This window comes from Oerskovia merdavium, assembly GCF_014836755.1.
Lineage (GTDB): Bacteria > Actinomycetota > Actinomycetes > Actinomycetales > Cellulomonadaceae > Oerskovia > Oerskovia merdavium.
In genome coordinates, this window is the sequence record NZ_JACSQF010000029.1 from 22,671 (window position 1) to 39,406 (window position 16,736).

The 16,736-nt window shown below is 68.7% G+C and carries 24 protein-coding genes; 22 read left to right on the top strand and 2 right to left on the bottom strand.

The features are described from left to right. Positions 1-13 precede the first annotated feature (13 nt). The 22 genes from H9641_RS19040 (at position 14) to H9641_RS19145 (ending at position 16,173) form a co-directional block, all read left to right on the top strand. A complete protein-coding gene (locus tag H9641_RS19040; protein WP_191805981.1) occupies positions 14-400 on the top strand; it encodes a hypothetical protein in 387 nt (128 codons plus the stop codon). Beyond that, on the top strand, positions 397-1,104 hold the full coding sequence (locus H9641_RS19045; protein WP_191805982.1) for a hypothetical protein: 708 nt from the start codon (positions 397-399) through the stop codon (positions 1,102-1,104). Before H9641_RS19040 ends, H9641_RS19045 begins: the two co-directional genes overlap by 4 nt. A 32-nt stretch (positions 1,105-1,136) precedes the next feature. Then, on the top strand, positions 1,137-1,757 hold the full coding sequence (locus H9641_RS19050) for a hypothetical protein (RefSeq protein WP_191805983.1): 621 nt from the start codon (positions 1,137-1,139) through the stop codon (positions 1,755-1,757). A gap of 58 nt (positions 1,758-1,815) precedes the next feature. Then, complete coding sequence (locus H9641_RS20395; protein ID WP_404821972.1) at positions 1,816-2,022, top strand: metal ABC transporter permease; 207 nt, start codon at positions 1,816-1,818, stop codon at positions 2,020-2,022. Positions 2,023-2,121: 99 nt separating this feature from the next. After that, positions 2,122-2,595 (top strand): MarR family winged helix-turn-helix transcriptional regulator, encoded by a 474-nt coding sequence (locus H9641_RS19060; protein ID WP_191805984.1) that lies wholly within the window; start codon positions 2,122-2,124, stop codon positions 2,593-2,595. Between the two features lie 131 nt (positions 2,596-2,726). Next, positions 2,727-3,902, top strand: a complete 1,176-nt coding sequence (gene guaB / locus H9641_RS19065) for an IMP dehydrogenase (RefSeq protein WP_191805985.1) — start codon at positions 2,727-2,729, stop codon at positions 3,900-3,902. A 132-nt stretch (positions 3,903-4,034) separates the two neighbouring features. Then, positions 4,035-4,913, top strand: coding sequence for a hypothetical protein (locus tag H9641_RS19070; protein WP_191805986.1), 879 nt, complete (start codon positions 4,035-4,037; stop codon positions 4,911-4,913). A gap of 54 nt (positions 4,914-4,967) precedes the next feature. Further along, complete coding sequence (locus H9641_RS19075; RefSeq protein WP_191805987.1) at positions 4,968-5,435, top strand: hypothetical protein; 468 nt, start codon at positions 4,968-4,970, stop codon at positions 5,433-5,435. Beyond that, complete coding sequence (locus H9641_RS19080; protein WP_191805988.1) at positions 5,432-6,145, top strand: hypothetical protein; 714 nt, start codon at positions 5,432-5,434, stop codon at positions 6,143-6,145. The genes H9641_RS19075 and H9641_RS19080 overlap by 4 nt, the downstream gene beginning before the upstream one ends. Continuing rightward, positions 6,142-6,915, top strand: a complete 774-nt coding sequence (locus H9641_RS19085; protein WP_191805989.1) for a hypothetical protein — start codon at positions 6,142-6,144, stop codon at positions 6,913-6,915. Before H9641_RS19080 ends, H9641_RS19085 begins: the two co-directional genes overlap by 4 nt. Positions 6,916-7,379: 464 nt before the next feature. After that, positions 7,380-7,649, top strand: a complete 270-nt coding sequence (locus tag H9641_RS19090) for a hypothetical protein (protein ID WP_068624040.1) — start codon at positions 7,380-7,382, stop codon at positions 7,647-7,649. After that, positions 7,646-8,350 carry an LPD29 domain-containing protein gene (locus H9641_RS19095; RefSeq protein ID WP_191805991.1) on the top strand — a complete coding sequence of 235 codons (705 nt, stop codon included), beginning with the start codon at positions 7,646-7,648 and terminating at the stop codon, positions 8,348-8,350. Before H9641_RS19090 ends, H9641_RS19095 begins: the two co-directional genes overlap by 4 nt. 127 nt (positions 8,351-8,477) lie before the next feature. Beyond that, positions 8,478-9,086, top strand: a complete 609-nt coding sequence (locus H9641_RS19100; protein ID WP_191805993.1) for a hypothetical protein — start codon at positions 8,478-8,480, stop codon at positions 9,084-9,086. Positions 9,087-9,463: 377 nt separating this feature from the next. Beyond that, entirely contained in the window at positions 9,464-10,087 is a 624-nt protein-coding gene (locus tag H9641_RS19105) for a hypothetical protein (RefSeq protein WP_191805994.1), read from the top strand. Between the two features lie 11 nt (positions 10,088-10,098). Further along, a complete protein-coding gene (locus tag H9641_RS19110) occupies positions 10,099-10,326 on the top strand; it encodes a hypothetical protein (RefSeq protein WP_191805995.1) in 228 nt (75 codons plus the stop codon). Between the two features lie 305 nt (positions 10,327-10,631). Beyond that, the gene (locus H9641_RS19115) at positions 10,632-10,799 is read left to right on the top strand and encodes a hypothetical protein (protein WP_191805996.1); all 168 of its coding nucleotides are present in this window, start codon (positions 10,632-10,634) and stop codon (positions 10,797-10,799) included. A gap of 43 nt (positions 10,800-10,842) precedes the next feature. Then, positions 10,843-11,562: a hypothetical protein gene (locus H9641_RS19120; protein ID WP_191805997.1), complete on the top strand. Its 720-nt coding sequence runs from the start codon at positions 10,843-10,845 to the stop codon at positions 11,560-11,562. 2 nt (positions 11,563-11,564) lie between these two features. Next, positions 11,565-12,263, top strand: coding sequence for a hypothetical protein (locus H9641_RS19125; protein ID WP_191805998.1), 699 nt, complete (start codon positions 11,565-11,567; stop codon positions 12,261-12,263). 3 nt (positions 12,264-12,266) lie between these two features. Next, the gene (locus H9641_RS19130; RefSeq protein ID WP_191805999.1) at positions 12,267-13,094 is read left to right on the top strand and encodes a zinc ribbon domain-containing protein; all 828 of its coding nucleotides are present in this window, start codon (positions 12,267-12,269) and stop codon (positions 13,092-13,094) included. Between the two features lie 44 nt (positions 13,095-13,138). After that, positions 13,139-13,774 (top strand): hypothetical protein, encoded by a 636-nt coding sequence (locus tag H9641_RS19135; protein WP_191806000.1) that lies wholly within the window; start codon positions 13,139-13,141, stop codon positions 13,772-13,774. 119 nt (positions 13,775-13,893) lie between these two features. Then, entirely contained in the window at positions 13,894-15,591 is a 1,698-nt protein-coding gene (locus H9641_RS19140) for a RecB family exonuclease (RefSeq protein WP_191806002.1), read from the top strand. A gap of 102 nt (positions 15,592-15,693) precedes the next feature. Continuing rightward, positions 15,694-16,173, top strand: a complete 480-nt coding sequence (locus H9641_RS19145; RefSeq protein WP_068624019.1) for a hypothetical protein — start codon at positions 15,694-15,696, stop codon at positions 16,171-16,173. A gap of 114 nt (positions 16,174-16,287) precedes the next feature. Here H9641_RS19145 and H9641_RS19150 read toward each other — a convergent pair whose 3' ends face one another. Both H9641_RS19150 and H9641_RS19155 read right to left on the bottom strand, forming a co-directional pair. After that, positions 16,288-16,476, bottom strand: coding sequence for a hypothetical protein (locus H9641_RS19150; RefSeq protein ID WP_191806003.1), 189 nt, complete (start codon positions 16,474-16,476; stop codon positions 16,288-16,290). Between the two features lie 42 nt (positions 16,477-16,518). Beyond that, on the bottom strand, positions 16,519-16,736 hold a 218-nt coding region (locus H9641_RS19155), incomplete at its 5' end, for a hypothetical protein (protein ID WP_191806005.1).

Genomic DNA, 16,736 nt, shown 5'->3' on the forward strand with positions numbered 1-16,736 from the left:
ATAGGTACCGGGCATGAGCGCGACACGAGCCAAGAGCAGGGGGCTGTCCTCCTGGGACCCCGACGCCGGGCCGGGGGAGGTCAAGGTGACTTCCCGGTCCACCGACCCGCGCTTCGAGGCGCTCGTCGAAGCGGCCAGCCACCTGCCTGCACCGGTCGCCGTCACGTTCGTGGCCCACCTGGAACACGACGGCCTGCGCTCCCAGGTCCAGTGCGGTTGGGGCACCTTCATCGTCGACCTGACCGTCACCGGCGCCAGCGCATGGCCTGCCGGGGGAGGACGCGGCTGGAAGATCCTCGACCCGATCTCACCCCCGGCCCACCACCTGGCCGAGCTCATCACCCAGGTCGCCCACGTGGCCCCGCCGCCTGAGGCTGCGCCCGTCAACGAACAGGCATGAGCACCCAGACGTTCGACGACCGGGCCCACCCGCGCGCCACAGACGGCAAGGTTGCGACCAAGGACGTGGCCGAGGCAGCCGGCGGGATGGTGGCGCTGGCCCCCGCCCCGGCCGACGACCTCACCGAGATCCTCGGCTCGTGCTCGCGCCGGGTCCAGGCGCGACTCGAATCGCCCGGCGGGCCCGGGGACACCATGACGCTGACGGCGCTACGCCTGCGCGGTGTCGCCGCCGCCGTGCGCATGGACCACCCCGAGGCGAAGTTCGTCCAGCTCGAAGTCTCCGACAGCGCCGACGACGTCCTGTGGGTCGCGGACCTCGCAGACGCCGACCGCCTGTCGCTGACCGACTACAGCGTCGAGCTCAGCCAGGACGAAGAGGTGTCCGACCTGCTCTGCGGCGTCGAGCCGCACCTGGTGGAGGCCAGCGCATCGGCCGTCGACGCCGACCGTCGCCGCGGCATCTTCATGGTCGACCTCGACGCGGCCCTGGCAGCCCCCGAGCCCGTGGACGCCGGCGTCGCTGCCACCGCCCGGGCCGAAGCCATGGTCGACGGGTACCGGACCGAGCACACCGACCTCGACAAGGACGAACAGGAGGTGGCGCGCGAGATGCTCGGCGACCTGAACCAGTGGGCGTCCGCGCGCGGGATCGACCTCACAGCCCTGCTCAACGACACCCCCGCCAGCAGCAACGGTCGCTGACCGCCCGCTCCGGCGCCCGTCAACGAACAGGCATGAGCACCCAGACGTTCGACGACCAGGCCCACCCGCGCGCCACCGACGGCAAGTTCGCGACCAAGGACGTGAGCGAGGCTCCTGGTGGACTGAGCGCGCTCAACCTCGCCCCCGAGCCCGCCGGACCGCTCGCCGAAGCGCGTACCGACGCGATCGAGCGTGCCATCGCCGACGGCCGGCTCAGCCCTGCCGCCCGCGACATGACCGCGCGCAACCTCGTCTACATGCACGCCGAGGCCGCGCACGACGGCAGCGAGCTCGCCGCGCTGGCCGACCTGGGCATCCCCGCCCTGGCCACCGTCCGCGAATCCTTCACCCCGTGCAGCCCGGGCGACCACGGGGACGACGCCGCGCTGGCCGACGAGTGCGAGTCGGGCGAGCACCTGTCCATGCTCGACACGGACGTCGTGATCGAGCTCGACTTCCCCGACGACCAGGACGAGGTCGTGTCCCTGATCGAGCGCACCGGGGCCCGGTTCTCCGCCTCGGGCGCCGAGTGGGCCTCGGACCCTGACGGGTCGCGGACCGTGGACTACGCGACCGGCAAGCGCGAGTCGGTCTCGGTGCACCTGTACGGCATGGACGAGGACACCGCCTCGATCGTCGACCGCGTCGGCTGAGGCGACGGTCGGTGCGCGCGGGTGGCGTGTGCCACGATCTCACGTCGCGCTGCGCGAGATGGCGTTCATCGGCGACGCCGTCGCGCACGCGGTGTTCCTCGGCCTGTCGGTCGCGTTCGTGCGGCGAGGGTCGCTCGTCCTCGGCGGGGCAGCCGACGGTGGCGTCCTGGCAGTCCTCGTGGCGCGTGTTCTTCGTCGCGCCGTTCGCGCTCGGGATCGTCGTGATCTCCACCGCACCTGGGTATGCAGGATCGCTAGCAGGTGATGCCAATACTCTCCGGCCCAAGCGGTGTCGGCCGAGTGGGGGGCATGAACGAGCACAGATAGTTGGCGCTCCACCAACTATCTGTGCTTCACTATGTGCATGAACCTGTCCGAGCCACCGCACCCAGGACACACTCTTCCCCTTGTGAGTCACCTAGCCCGCGCAGGGTGGCGGGCCCTTGATGCGACCGCGCAACCTGGAGACATTACTCACCGGCAACTTCTAATCCTGACGCTGCTCAACGACCGAGGATGGATGGCGCAGAAGGACATCAGGGGAGTGTTCGGGCTTGATGCGAGCAATGTTGTTGGGCTTCTGAACGAGCTGGAAGAGGAGGGGCTGACGGTTCGCCGCCGAAGTTCGACCGACCGTCGCCAGCACATTGTTGAACTAACCGACAGGGGTATCGCTGTGCTCGATAGTACCTATGAGCGTCTGGCGATCGTTGAGGACGATATCTTGCATCCTCTGACGATTGACGAGCGGCAGCAACTGCATCAACTCTTGCTGCGTGTGATGGCTTCCAGATCGCCAGATAGCAGACCCAGGCGACAGGCCGATAAGCAAAGCTGACGACCCTGCTGGACAACCTCAACACGTCCGCAGCGCTTTGAGCGTCGAAACTGTATGTCTGTTGCGTGTTCAATAATGTTGCTAGGCTCCTTGCTGGAGATGCTCCAAAGCGCCGAGATAGAAAGAGTTCAATGCTCCACAGTGATGAGGATAATGGTTCCCTCGACCCATTCGGCCCAATTGGGCTAACGTACGATGATGTCATGTTGCTTCCTGGGTACACGGATGTCATCCCGAGCGAAGCGGACACGAGGACTCAGCTAACTAAACGAATCTCTCTCGGCGTTCCCCTTATTTCTGCAGCGATGGACTCGGTTACCGAAGATCCGATGGCTATCGCCATGGCGCGTCAGGGGGGGCTCGGGGTTCTGCACCGCAATCTCTCGATCGCCGACCAGGCTGCGATGGTTGAGCGGGTAAAGCGCTCTGACGTGAATCACCCGCATGCCTCCACGGATGACCATGGTCGTCTACGAGTGGGCGCCGCAGTAGGCTTCTTCGGTGACGGATTGGCCCGGGCGGGGACTCTGGTCGAGGCGGGGGTTGACCTCCTTGTCGTGGATACCGCGAACGGAGAGAGTAGAGGCGTTCTCGATATGGTCCGCCGCATCAAGAGTGATCGGGCATTTGCAGATGTGGATGTAATTGGCGGGCAGGCTGCCACTCAATCCGCGGCGAAGGCTCTGATTGAGGCCGGAGTTGATGCAATCAAGGTCGGTGTTGGTCCGGGGTCAATCTGTACGACCCGGGTGGTCGCCGGAGTTGGTGTCCCGCAGATTACGGCCGTCCATGAGGCTTCCCTTGTTGCGCGCAGCGCAGGTGTTCCGACCATCGCCGATGGAGGTTTGCAATACTCCGGCGACATCGCGAAGGCGCTCGTCGCGGGCGCTAGCAGCGTCATGCTCGGTTCTCTATTGGCGGGAACGGACGAAAGCCCCGGGGGGCTTGTGTTTGTCGGAGATCGGCAGTTTAAGAACTATCGTGGAATGGGCTCCTTGGGGGCGATTCAGACGCGCGGCCAGCGCACGTCCTATTCGAAAGATCGTTACTTCCAGGCAGACGTCGCGTCAAATGATAAGCTCATACCGGAGGGAGTTGAGGGGCGAGTTCCCTATCGGGGCTCGGTCGATAGTGTGCTCCATCAACTTGTCGGTGGGTTGCGTCAGTCAATGTTCTATGTGGGCGCCCAGGGAATTCCAGAACTCAAGGCTCGTGGGCGGTTTATCCGGATGACACCTGCTGGACTTAGGGAGTCGCATCCGCACGACCTTGAAATGGTTGTTGAGGCGCCAAACTACTGGGCTTGATTTACTGCCTGGCCTGCTAGTGCTTTGACGGTTCGGCAGTCCGCAGCAGTTGCGCGCCAGATTCGAGGACCGCTAGGTGTCGGTGGAGTGCGTCGCGGGAGATGCTGATAGCGCGCGGGACTGTCCCTTGCCGTGTCCAGCGCGTGGTTGGTGGCCGGGACCGCCGACGTCCGGGCTGAGCACGCCGCCGCCACCGCGCGAGCGGCCCAGTGGGCGCAGGTCTCTGCCGCCGAGCAGGCGTGGATCGCCGAGCAGCAGGTCGCCGCCCAGGCGCAGGCCTCCCGCTGGATCCACGACCAGCGCGTCCAGGACATCCTGGCCCGCGCGAACCAGGCGATCACCGCCGCGCAGACCGCCCTCGACAGCAGCCCGAACGCTGACGCCGCGACCCGTGACGCCCTGGCTGCGGCCATCCCCGTCGTCCAGGAGCGCAGCGACCAGATCGACCGCGGCGTCCTGATCGAGGACGTCGCCCTCGCGCTGGACGACCTGACCCTCGTCGCGCAGGCCGTAACCGGCTCGCAGGCCACCTGGCAGGCCGAGCAGGACCGGATCGCCGCCGAGGCCGCGGAGGCTGAGCGCGTGCGAGCGGCCGAAGCCCAGCGCGCGAAGACGGCCACGACCCCGAAGAAGGCCCCCGCGACCACGAACGCCCCGGCCCCCGCCGCGTCCGCAGGCCAGTCCTTCGCGTGGAAGACGTCGGTGTCCAACTCCGGCGACCAGTCGGTTCTGGACAGGTGCGCTGGTGGCCTGACCCGGTGGTTCGAGGACATCGAGGGCAAGCCGTACTACCCGATCCACCGCCACTGCGGCGGCAGCCCCATCCTCAAGCTCTCCATGGGCGACCGGGTGCAGATCGACGGTCAGGCGTGGGTCGTGACCGACTCGCGCAACCTGCACGCGGGCGACGACAAGGACCTCGCCTTCGGCCTCAACGGCCAGATCCTCGTCCAGACCTGCTTCGTGGGCACCAACGGCGCCGTGCGCGTGGTGGCCCTGACCCGAGGCTGAGCTGGGCCTGACGGGCAGGCGCAGGACCAGGCCCCTGCCCGTCAACACCTGGGTATGGACACGTTCACGAGCGCAGAGCACCCCCGGGCGAACGACGGGAAGTTCACCACCAAGCCGGTCGACGAGGCCTCGGGTGGCCTGAGCGCGCTCGGCGCCTCGACGCCCTCGGGCGTAGACGCCCTGACCCGTCGCCAGTTCTCCGCGCCGCGTCAGAGCGTCTACGGCTTCACCGAGTGGGTCACCAAGGACGGAACCCTGCACCGCACCAACGGCCCCGCCGTCGAGCACGAGGACGGCGCCGAGACCTGGATGGTGCACGGCAAGACCGTCGTGGGACGCAACGCCCGCGGCGGGGAGACCTGGTACATGGACCACCCCCAGCTCGGCTTCCGCGAAGCCACCCGCGAGGACGCCGTCGAGGCGGCGCGCGAGGTCGGGAACGCGAACATCCTGTGGGCCATCGAGGCCTACGACGACATGCACCCCGCGAGCGATTCCGACGAGAAGGGCCAGACCTCATGACCACGTACGACGACAGCCAGCACCCCCGGGCCACCGACGGGAAGTTCGCGATCAAGGAGGTGACCGAAGCCTCCGGCGGGCTCACGGCCCTGGCCCCCGAGTCGTGGCGCTCCGAGAGCGACCGGGTGGGCGAGCTCGGGCACCTGATCTCGCGTGCCGACCGGCGGCGCGAGGGGATCGTCGCCCGCGACCTGGCAGCCCAGGTGCGTGCGGACGTCCCCGAAGCCGCCTACCTGACCCTCGACGAGAACTGCGACCAGCCCGAGTGCTACACGCTGCACCTCGCCAGCGTCCACGACAGCCAGGGGAACACCCTGTACGACGTGAACGAGAACCCGCGGTACACCGTCGAAGACGCGGTCGCGGGGGCAGGTCTGTCCGAGCCCGACCACGGGAGCGAGCCGGACTACATCACGACCAGCGGCACGCGGCGCGAGGGGTACTCCTACCGCTTCGACCTGGACGCGGCGCTCAAGGGCAGGCAGGGAGGGCTCGCGACCGCGGACCGAGGTCAGTCCGTCATCAACGACTACCGGGTGATGCACGACGACATGGACCTGAGCGACGAGACCGCCGCCCGCGACATGGTGACCGACCTCTACCACTGGGCGCAGCGCTCCGGCGTCGACTTCGACGACCTGGTCTCCCGTGCGGCCGAGGTCGGGCGCGACGAGTCCGCGCTCGGGATGGTGGCGGGGAGCAAGTCGTGAGCTACGACGAGCAGGCTCACCCGCGCGCCGGCGACGGGAGGTTCGCGACCAAGGACGTCGACGAGGCCGACGGCGGGTTCGGCGCCCTGCTGCCTGCCGCGCGACCGGCCGACCTGCCGCTGACCGTGGTCGAGGTCTCGGGCACCACCGGCCCCGGGACCGGCGCCCTCGTGCAGTGGCTGGAGCACTCGACCGGGCTCGGGCCCGTGCAGCTGAAGGTGGACCGCGACGAGCACTGCGTGCTGGCCCGGCTCGTCGAGAACGACGTCACGTACGCGGTGCGGTCCGCACGCGGCGGGTGCCAGGTCGTGGACACGAGCGTGCAGGGTGCCCGGCCAGCCGGGGGAGACGGGGGCCAGGACGACCTGGGTGCGACGATCCGTAGCGCCCGCGAGAACGCCATCAGCGCCGTCGCCCAGCGCCTCGCCACCCAGACCGTCGGCGAGGAGTTCGGTGCGACCAAGCACCTGCCCAACAGCGTGGAGGTCGACGACGAGTGGGGCCTGACCCGCTCGTCCCTGCCGCTGGTCGGGCGAGCGGTCACGGTGCGCCGGTTCCATGGTGAGCGCCGCGAGCTGTTCGCCACCTACTCCGACGACCAGCTCGGCAGCATCAGCGCCCGCCAGCGCACCAACAGGGTGAACGCCGCCCTGGGGGCGATCGACCCCAACGACGCCGAGCGGGGCCAGGCGGTCCTGCACCGCTACCTCGACGTCGCCGAGTCCACCGCCCGCGACATGCGAGCCGCGGACACCGCACGACGCGCGTGACCGCTCGTTCCCGTGTTTGTCGAGATCGGTGTGGCGCTAGCGTGGCCCCGTCAATGTCGAATCGTGCAGGGGAGTTCAGCGTGACATCTAACCTCAGACGGCCCGTCCTAGCGTTGTGCTGGATCGCGATCGTTGGCGGGGCGCTCTTGTTCCTCGCTGGCGTGTACACGGGCTACACCGAAGGGGTCAGTGCCGACGAAAACCAGACAGTCGGCCACCTGATGCCAGCAGAGGTCGCGGCGGCGGTCCTGGGGCCTATCTTGACGGTCGCCGGCCTGTTCGTCGTGGTAGCCGTGAGCCGCTCAGCGAAGACGCCTGGCGAGGTCCGCTAGGCCCGGTTTCAGCATAATCGCAGGTCCCGAAGGGGGCCGTCGTCGTAGCGGGGGAGGCTGGCAACAACACGCAGGGCGCTGACGTCGGCGTACCGCGTGACCGCTCGTTCGCATGCCCGTCAACAACAGGGCATGGGAACGACACGGTTCGACGAGCAGGCGCACCCGCGGGCAACCTCCGGGCAGTTCGCCACGAAGCCAGTCCAGGACGCCGCAGGCGGGTTCGACGCACTGAGCGCACCGACGCTCGCCGAGTCCACGACCCCCGACGTCCAGGCACAGATGGACGCCGCCTGGGACGAGTACGAGGGCGAGACGTTCTACGACGCTCGCTTCGACCCCAGCGCCGAGCTGGACGACCTCGCCGCCTACGGTCCGGGCTCCACAGCGGGTGCGCGATGAGCACCCCCACCTTCAACGAGTCCGCCCACCCCCGGTCCCGGTCGGGGAAGTGGACCGCCAAGACCGTCGACGAGGCCTTCGCCGGCATGGACGCCCTCTCGGTGAGCACGCAAGGAGCCCCGACCGCTGGCGGGACCCAGACCCAGGTCGGGGTCAAGGAGTCCGCCGCGGCCATGCGCCACGACCTGCGCGCGAAGTTCGACCACCCGTTCTCGGTGAAGATGAGCCGCGGCACCGGGTACGGCTGGGTGCACGTCGACTGGAACGACGGCCCCCGGGCCACGCCGGTGACCGCCATGACAGGCGCCTACTGCAACAAGCAGTTCGACGGCATGGACGACTCGTACCACCCGGTCAACGAGGACGCCCCCGTGCGGTACGGCCTGTGCGGGGTCCTGCACCAGCGCAACATCGGCCCCAAGGGGCAGGCGTACCTCGACTCCCTGTTCGACGAGGCCGAGATCTCCGGGTACCAGCGCATCGAGCCGCGCACCGGGGAGCGCTCGGACTACGACGGCGGCTACAGCTGGTCCGAGCCCATGTCGGACCAGGACATCCACAAGCTGGAGAAGCACCTCGGGGAGTTCCTGCCCCCGCGCCTGACCAACAACTGCCCGAGCATCGCCGAGGTCGCCCACTTCGTGCACGCGCGCACTGACTTCACGGGCGAGCACCCCCTGCTCGACCTCGACTCCTACTGACTCGCACCTGACTCACGACGCGAAGGACCATCGACCGATGCCCGGATTCGAGCACCAGCACCCACGCGCCAGCTCAGGGCACCGCGCGGAGCACGGCGCACTGAACGCCTCAACGGCGCAGCCGCGGATGCGTGACGGGAAGTTCACGGACAAACCGGTCGACGAAGCGGCCGGAGGGCTGAGCGCGCTCGGTGCTGACGACCAGGCGCAGGCCGAGGTCGCCGAGCTGCTGACCCCGTACGGGCTCGAACTCCAGGACGTGCCGCTGGGCGCCGACGGGGTCTCGCTGGCCGAGCACTGGGCACGGCTGCGCGAGCAGGCGGGCGCGCCGTTGCCTGACTCGGTGACCGACGTCGTCGAGGCCCACCTGGGGATCGAGGACTACGGGCGCCTGCGCGGGGAGCCGCGCCTGGTGTGGCTGGCCCCGGACGAGGACGGCTTGGACTGGCGCGACGCGGAGTGGGACGGCGTCGAGGTACAGGCCGGCGACGCCCGATGGGACGACCCGGACGCCGCGCTGGCGTGGCGGGTCCACACCCGCAACGGGGGCGGCAACCGCGAGTGCTGGGACGACGACCACGACCTGTTCCGGGGTGCAAGCTCGAAGGGTTCCAGAGCGACCAGGCCGCAGCCGCCGACCCGCTACCGCGCCGACCACATCGGCGCGCCCGACGGCGCCGACGCCCTCTCGGCCGTGACATGCGCGAGCCAAGCGGCGGACCGCGCCAGCGCCTAGGAGACCGCCGTGCGCGACCGTAGCGAGACCCTGCGAGCAGCAGCCGCTGCCAGAGTCGCGCCGTCGAGCGCGTGGTCGCAACCGGGCTCACGGCAGGCCGCATCTCGCAGATTCTCAAGAGCTCCTGACCGGTCTGACGGCCTGGCCACCCTCCGCCCACTTGACTGTTTGCGTACCGCTAGCACCGACAAGCAGGGATCGAAGAGCTGCGTCATGCGCGACCGCCAACCTCAACACCTCCCCTGAGCCGGCCGACTCAGGGGACCGCATTGCGCTCTTGTGGCCTTCCCCTTGCCGAACCCAGATCCGCACCATAGACTCACTGCACCTTCAACGAAGATAAGAGCAGGGGCACTGTGAGACCAATCAAGTTGGTAGTGGCAGGCGTTCTGTCCGTAGCGTTGCTAGCTGTGGGCAGTCCGGCGTTTGCCGAAGGGCCGAGTGACTCGGCAAAGGACGCCTGGATCGAAAAGGCTGAGCAGTTCGCGGACTACGATGCAGGAGTTCTCGAGAGCATCTATGAGGACGAAGATCGTCGCGACTTCGTCGTCACTGAGGTGAAAGAAACTCAGGGCGGAACAATGCCTGCTTCTGCACTCGCCCGCTTGGATTCTCCTTCAGGCGCGACAACCATGGCTGCATGCGGCACCCGCAAGGCTGGAAACGTCTGGGTGAAGCGTGAGCACATCGGCGGCGGCGTTCTGTTCAGCCTCAGAGTCCAGAAGAACTTCTCGTACGACGGGTGCCGGACCTGGCACGAAAGCACGCAGGTCACGCCGTACACGAGCAAGCTCGGCCAGCTCGGGGGGTACTCGTACAACTCCATCACCGCTTCCGTCGACGGCTACGAGTTTGCAAACTCGAATGCGAATGGCCGCACATACACGGAACGAACTGCTAAGTGGAATGACTCCATCACCAGCCGCGGCAACTTCATTTGGGTTCGCATGCACGCGAACTGGAACGGCACGCATGGTGGCGATTCTGGTATGTACCTGTGATGGAGTCTGCCGTGAAGAGTGCAGAGCCCACTACGCGCCGGAAGTTGAATCCACTTCTTCTTCCGCTCGTCTGGATAGTCCTCCTTGGGGCATTGTTCATCTTTCGAGTGCACCCGACCGTGATCTCCTTCGTGCTTGCCGCGTGGATACCGGTTTTTCTGACGGTGCATCAGAAACTGATGGCCTGGTCGTCTGGCATTGCAGCGATTCTCCTCATCATCTTCATCCTGGTTCGCTGACTAGTCCGGCCTCCCTCTGACGGCCCTCCACGGCGCCCTCGCACCCTTCGGGGTGTGGGGGCGCTGTTGTTGTGTCGGGAGAGCGCGACGGGGGACCCGTTGTCGGGTGGGTAGCCCGGGGCCAGGCGGCGCTTGGCGCCGTAGAACTTGAACACCTCAGCCCACCTCGTCGGTGGGCCCGCAGGCACGTCGGCTCGCATGGGCACGGGTCATGCACGCACCTATGCGAGCACGGCCCGGGGATCTTGCTCGGCCGGTGACCCACGCACAGGGCACCTGACCGACCTCAAGACAGGAGACCTCCGATGCAGAAGCTGATGCTGATCTGCTTCGCCGGCGCGCTCGCCCTGCTCGTGATGGTGTGCCTGCGGCCCGACCTGATGCTCACCGGCGCGGTCCTGGTGCCCTGGCTCGTGGTCGCCACGATCACCGTCGCGGTGGCCGTGAAGATCTCCCGCGGGCCCTCGCACTGACGCAGGCATGACCGCTGTCGCGTAGGCCCGTCAACGAGCGGGTATGAGCACCCAGACGTTCGACGACAGCGAGCACCCGCGGGCCACCGACGGGAAGTTCGCGGCCAAGCCCGTAGCGGAGGCCTCCGGCGGGCTCGACGCACTCAGCGCCACCACGGGCCCCGACACGCGCGAGGTCCGGGTCCAGGACATCGACGGCATGACCCGCACCTCCTACCTGGACGACGACGGCAAGGACCACTCGGTCGATGACCTGCCCGCCGTCGAGTGGTCCGACGGCACCCGCGAGTGGCGACGCCACGGCGAGCTGCACCGCGAGAACGGCCCCGCGATCGAGTACCCCAACGGCGGGTACCGCTGGATGAAGGACGGCAGCGGGCACCGTATCGACGGACCGGCGCTCTCCACCCCGGACGGCTCGCGAAGCTGGGTCGTCGACGGCAAGGACGTGCCCCCGCCGACCCCCGTGCGCACCGTGGACCTGCGCACCGACGACGTGCGTGCCGCGGACCTCGTCGGCTACCAGGCCATGGTCAACGACATCTCCGGTGGCCCGTACGTCGCGACCATCGAAGCCCCCAACCCGTTCACCGGCCACCTGCCCGTCCTGCGACTGGAGGGCGGCTCCTGGACGCGCGCGAACCACGAGATCGAGATCGTGGACTGGCCCCCGACCCGCCGCCACCCCCAGGGGACCTCGCCCGGCAACGCGACCGGCTTCGTCGGCCCCGAGGCCCGCACCACCACCGCCCAGGAGGCATGAGCATGAGCACCACGACCACGTTCGACGAGTCGCAGTTCCGCCGCGCCACCGACGGGAAGTTCGCGACCAAGCCGGTGGATGAGGCCGCTGCCGGGATGGGCGCCCTGATCTCGCCGGCCGCAGCCCCCGCCGTCGACATCGGCAGCCGCCCGGCCCCGGTCGACATGAGCGACCTCGCCCCGAACGGTGTGGGTCCCGCCAGCCAGGTCCGCACCGCCTCCTGCGTCGAGACGCGCCACCCGAACGGCCGCACGACCCGCACCTACTCCGACCGGACCGAGACCAGCGACGCCCAGGGGCGCCTGGACAGCGTCGACGACGTCCCCTCGCGGGTGTTCGTCAGCGGCGTGCGGGCGGGCGCGAGGGAGTGGCACAAGGCGGGCGAGCTGCACCGCGAGAACGGCCCCGCGATCGAGCGCACCGGCGGGGGAGAGGCCTGGTACCTCGACGGGAAGCTGCACCGCGAGGGCGGGCCCGCCAGCACCGACAGGCACGGCAACACCTGGTGGTCGCGACACGGCGAGCTGCACCGCGAGGACGGCCCCGCCGTCGACAACCGGCAGGACTTCGGGTTCCGCCAGTGGCGCCGCAACGACGAGCTCATCGCCCACGTCGACGACGCCGACGTCACGCTCCCCGAGGGCGCGCGCGTGGGTGACGCGACCGGCTTCGTCGGTCCCCGGCTTCCCGACCAGGACTGAGCCATGGCCCACGACACCATGTTCGACGAGCACCAGCACGTCCGCGCCACCGACGGGAAGTTCGCATCCAAGTCAGTAGACGAGGTGGCCGGAGGGCTCTCGGCGCTTGGGGCCTCTTCTGCTGATCGAAACGCACTGAGCTCCGCTCAGGACGTCCGAGCCGTCTCGGACCCGCCCGGTGGCACCAGTGCCCTGCCCACCGCGGGTGGCGAGGAGGACTCGACCTGGCCTGGGGTCACCGATGCGGACGTCGAGGCGTTCACGCTCTCGGGGTGCGACGTCCTGGCCAACGAGCTCCACTCGCGCACCGGGTGGCCGGTCGTGCTGGTCTGCGACGGGCCGGGCGGTGGGCTCGGGTGGGTCCACGCCGGGGTGCAGGCGCCCGACGGGCGCGTCATCGACGCTGCGGGCATCCACGACAGCGACAAGTGGCTCGACGACTGGGGTGAGGCCGCGGACGCCTTCGGTGAGGACGTCGAGGACTACGACGGGGACGACGTGACGGTTCTGCCCGCCGCCGACCTCGGATGGTCCAGGCCGTGGCACGGACCTCCGTCACCCGAGGACTCCGCGGCGGCGAGCCGGGTCGCTGACCTCATCACTGCGGCCCCCGACTTCCCGGCCGCGAGCACGCACGACGACGGCGACCGGTCCGAACTGTGTCAGGAGTGCGGGCACGAGCTGAACGACAACGAGGGCTACGACGGTATGTGCGGCTCGTGCGTGGATGCCAGAACCTGCCCAGAATGCGGGGAGATGAAGGATTCCCCGCGCGATGAGGAGTGCCCCGACTGCATGAAGGTCGAGACGGCGAACCTGCTCCACATGTGAGCCACGGCGGGGCCGGTACCCACCGGCCCCGTCAACGAACAGGCATGAGCACCCACGACGAAGCCCTGCACCCGCGCGAGACCACGGGCAGGTTCGCGACCAAGCCCGTCGACGAGGTGGCCGGCGGGCTCAGCGCCCTGACCGCTGACATCGACCCGGTCAAGGCCCAGTACGTCGAGGAAGCCGCAGCGGTGGGCGTGCCGGCTGGCATGACGTACGCCCTGGAGTCCGACGACATCGAACGCCTCCTGCCGGTCCTGAGCATCACCGACGACCGTCAGACCCGGCGCGAGCGCGTCGAGTCGTACTGCACCTGGCGCGAAGCGTGGCGCACCGCCACGCCGAACCGTGAGGGAGCCGCCGACCTGGTCGCCCACTCGCGCGGCCAGCTGAAGGCCGCGATCGAACGCCGGGGACGCCTGAGCATGGCCGACGGCGAGGCCCAGATCAGCGAAGCCGAGACGGACGTCTTCCGCTCCGCCCAGCGCTGGCTGATGGCCTGCGACGACGAGCGAGCCCTGACCCCCGGCGTCACGCCCCGCCACCCCTCGGCCACCGCACGGGTCACCGACCCTGCCTACCGAGGCCAGGCCATGGCCTACCCCGAGCGTTCAGACGCGGCCGGCTACGAGGTCCCGATGGTCTCCGAGCTGCGGGAACTGCTCGACTCCCAGACCTGAGCCGGGCCCCGGCGGGGCGCATAGGTACGGGTATGACAGGCGAACCGGGACCTTCCTTGACGAGCGACCCACGTCCCGGGGCGTCAGACGAACCGATCCCCACGCCCAAGGACCACCAGATGCTCCGACCTCCTCGCCCCGCCGCGACCGGGCTGGCCTGGGACGGCAACCGACTGAACATCACGTCCGACGACGTGATGGCTCGTGTCGACCGCCCGTACCTGTCCGTCTCGACGTCGCAGGCCATGGCCGGATGCCCGGCACGGTTCGTCGCGGACAAGTCGATGCCCGAAGGCGTGGACCTGTTCTCCCCGTCGTCGCTCGGCACTGCCGCGCACACGATCCTGGAACGCCTCTACCAGCTCGGCCCCAAGCGCCGCGACCGGCGCACGGCCACCTCGATCATGCTCGGCCTGGCCCGTGAGCTGACCGAGATCTACCCCGAGGTCATGTCCGACCCGGTGACCTATCACCGCTGGTGCGAGGAGGTGTCCCACCGCTACGGCGGCATCTTCGAGATGGAGGACCCCGCCGAGGTCCAGACCCTCTACACCGAGCGCAAGTTCGACGGCGTCGAGGTCGCAGGCGTGCCCGCCATGGGGTTCATCGACCGCCAGGAGGAGATCGAGGCCCGTAACAAGGTCGGCTCCCGCGTCGTGGACTACAAGTTCGGCAAGGCCAAGAAGGCCGGTGCGTACGGTCGCGACGACCACGGCGACCAGCTGCGGATCTACGCCGAGGCCGTGCGCATCAAGGACGGCGTCCTGCCGTTGGAGGCCAAGGTCCTGTACGTCACCCACCGCCAGGCGGTGCGCGTGCCGCTGGGCCCGAAGTACATGAAGCCGACGCTGGCGAAGTTCTCCCAGGCGTGGACGGACCTGCGCACCTACGTCGACCAGGCCTCGTTCCCGACCCGCACCTCGCCCCTGTGCGGGTGGTGCCCGCTGGTCAACGCCTGCCCCGTGGCTCGCGCCGAAGGCAAGGTGGACCGGGTCGGCAACGCCCCCACCGAGGTCGACCTCGGCATCCCGACCCTGCGCCCCATGACGAGCACGAGCATCGCGACCGGTGCTACCGGTGGCGGGTACGGCTCGACGAGCGCACCGGAGTACGCCCCGGACCCCTACGACGAGCCGCCGGCCGACCTGTACGACGAGGTTCCCCCGGACCCTCAGGACTTCGCCGTCGCACCGGAGGTCATCGCAGCCGCTGCGGCCTTCGCCCCCACCAGCCCCGGCGCCGGGGACATTGCCCCCGACCCGACCCACGACATGGGTGAGAGCGACGCAGGTCGCACCGCACAGCCCGATGACGATCACGACGAAGGAGAGACCATGTCCACCCAGCCCTGGCGCGAGGCCAAGCCTTGGGAGGGGTCCGTCGTCGACGGTCACCTGTCCCTGAACTCCTACGCGGCCACCGCGGTCTTCGGTACCACCGAGCTCGCGGTCGAGGCCCTGCACGACGCTGGGCAGCCGGTCAGTCCCGCCACGGTCGGCGCGCTGGCCTCCCTGTTCGCCCGCGTCATCTCCGAGGCCCAGTCCACCGTTACCGACGGCGACCGCGACTGGCAGTCCGGCGCGAACACCCGCATGCGCGGCGCGCTGCGCACCGTGATCGCGACCGTCCCCATCCCGTTCGGCGCGAGCAGCGACGACTGGAACCAGTGGTCGACCGTCGCGACCCGCCGCTGCGTGTCCATCGCGACCGTCGCGCTGAACCTGTTCAACAACGGCCCCAGTGCCGACGACGTCATGGTCCTCGCCGAGAAGACCACGCCCGTCGCGACGCCCGCCACCGTCCGGCGCATCGCCTGACCCACGACTCTCTCCCCGTCACCGGCAGGCCAAGAGTCCTGGCGGCGGGGGGAGCGCAACTTCCTCCGCCGCCAACCCATCACCACCCGAAGGAGAACCGCCATGGCAGGAATCGAGAACGCCACCCGTACCCAGGTGGTCATTGCCGCACTGACCGCAGCTGGCCCCCAGCGTGAGGACGAGACCGGACCTCAGTGGGAGGCGCGCCAGGCCGCGCTGGCCGCGAAGTTCGCCGCCGTCATCGGTAACGACCGCCACCCCGTCGTCAAGGCCGTCGAGCAGGTCGCGGGGGAGAACACCAAGATCTTCACGGCCTCGGTCGTCTCGATCGTCAAGGAGGAGTCGTCCAAGCGAGGGCTCGTCACCCTGCACACCGGCACCGAGCGTTCGGACGACGGCACCGAGACGGTCCGTACCGAGCGCACCGACAACCCGATCGGCCTGGCGATGGCCAAGCAGATCCGCACGCTCGTCGGTCACGACGTCGTGGTGTGGGTCGAGGTCGAGACCATGGCCAACGGCAACAAGGCCCGGGTCCTGCGCCACGTCGAGGACCGCGGGGAGACCAAGGCTGCCGCGTAGCCCACCACACGACCAACGACCCCGCCCCTATCTGCGTGACAGGTGGCGGGGTCGTTGCATTCCTGGGCGCTCGTGGCGCGTGGGAACGGGGGTGAGGGTGCGCTCTGGATCGCCCTATTCGACGGCGACCGGACGTGCTCGGGTAGAGCCGTTCAGCGCGAGGAACAGCAGTGGACCCACGACCGGTACCAAGAGAATGACGAGGAACCAGAAGATGCCGACGAGCGAGGAGGAGAACTTCTTCTTCCACCAGGCTCGCAGGGCGAAGCCCGTGAGGACGAGCACCCCAGTGGCGGCGATCATCCAGACGACGTCATACCAAGGGCCGAGCATGATGACCACTCCCTAGTAGCTCTGCTGCCAGTACTTCAGGCCGTCGGCGAAGATCCGGACGCCCTTGTTGATCTGTCCGACACCAGGGTAGAGGGTGTACGTCACGCGCATCTGGACGTGTGCCGGGTTGGCCGCGTTCCCGGTCTTGCGCGCGACAGTCAGGTTCCAGCTGTCCCTGAGGTGCCCGACCGAGTACTCGTGGAACATCTGGTTCGCGGTGCTGATCGTCG

Coding starts and splice junctions, on each gene's coding strand:
- H9641_RS19120 (WP_191805997.1), top strand. CDS start 10,843: ATGAGCACCCAGACGTTCGACGACAGCGAGCACCCGCGGGCCACCGAC.
- H9641_RS19140 (WP_191806002.1), top strand. CDS start 13,894: ATGCTCCGACCTCCTCGCCCCGCCGCGACCGGGCTGGCCTGGGACGGC.
- H9641_RS19145 (WP_068624019.1), top strand. CDS start 15,694: ATGGCAGGAATCGAGAACGCCACCCGTACCCAGGTGGTCATTGCCGCA.
- H9641_RS19090 (WP_068624040.1), top strand. CDS start 7,380: ATGGGAACGACACGGTTCGACGAGCAGGCGCACCCGCGGGCAACCTCC.
- H9641_RS19130 (WP_191805999.1), top strand. CDS start 12,267: ATGGCCCACGACACCATGTTCGACGAGCACCAGCACGTCCGCGCCACC.
- H9641_RS19040 (WP_191805981.1), top strand. CDS start 14: ATGAGCGCGACACGAGCCAAGAGCAGGGGGCTGTCCTCCTGGGACCCC.
- H9641_RS19100 (WP_191805993.1), top strand. CDS start 8,478: ATGCGTGACGGGAAGTTCACGGACAAACCGGTCGACGAAGCGGCCGGA.
- guaB (WP_191805985.1), top strand. CDS start 2,727: ATGCTCCACAGTGATGAGGATAATGGTTCCCTCGACCCATTCGGCCCA.
- H9641_RS19050 (WP_191805983.1), top strand. CDS start 1,137: ATGAGCACCCAGACGTTCGACGACCAGGCCCACCCGCGCGCCACCGAC.
- H9641_RS19045 (WP_191805982.1), top strand. CDS start 397: ATGAGCACCCAGACGTTCGACGACCGGGCCCACCCGCGCGCCACAGAC.
- H9641_RS19125 (WP_191805998.1), top strand. CDS start 11,565: ATGAGCACCACGACCACGTTCGACGAGTCGCAGTTCCGCCGCGCCACC.
- H9641_RS19135 (WP_191806000.1), top strand. CDS start 13,139: ATGAGCACCCACGACGAAGCCCTGCACCCGCGCGAGACCACGGGCAGG.
- H9641_RS19080 (WP_191805988.1), top strand. CDS start 5,432: ATGACCACGTACGACGACAGCCAGCACCCCCGGGCCACCGACGGGAAG.
- H9641_RS19095 (WP_191805991.1), top strand. CDS start 7,646: ATGAGCACCCCCACCTTCAACGAGTCCGCCCACCCCCGGTCCCGGTCG.
- H9641_RS19075 (WP_191805987.1), top strand. CDS start 4,968: ATGGACACGTTCACGAGCGCAGAGCACCCCCGGGCGAACGACGGGAAG.
- H9641_RS19115 (WP_191805996.1), top strand. CDS start 10,632: ATGCAGAAGCTGATGCTGATCTGCTTCGCCGGCGCGCTCGCCCTGCTC.
- H9641_RS19150 (WP_191806003.1), bottom strand. CDS start 16,476: ATGATCGCCGCCACTGGGGTGCTCGTCCTCACGGGCTTCGCCCTGCGA.
- H9641_RS19060 (WP_191805984.1), top strand. CDS start 2,122: ATGAACCTGTCCGAGCCACCGCACCCAGGACACACTCTTCCCCTTGTG.
- H9641_RS20395 (WP_404821972.1), top strand. CDS start 1,816: ATGGCGTTCATCGGCGACGCCGTCGCGCACGCGGTGTTCCTCGGCCTG.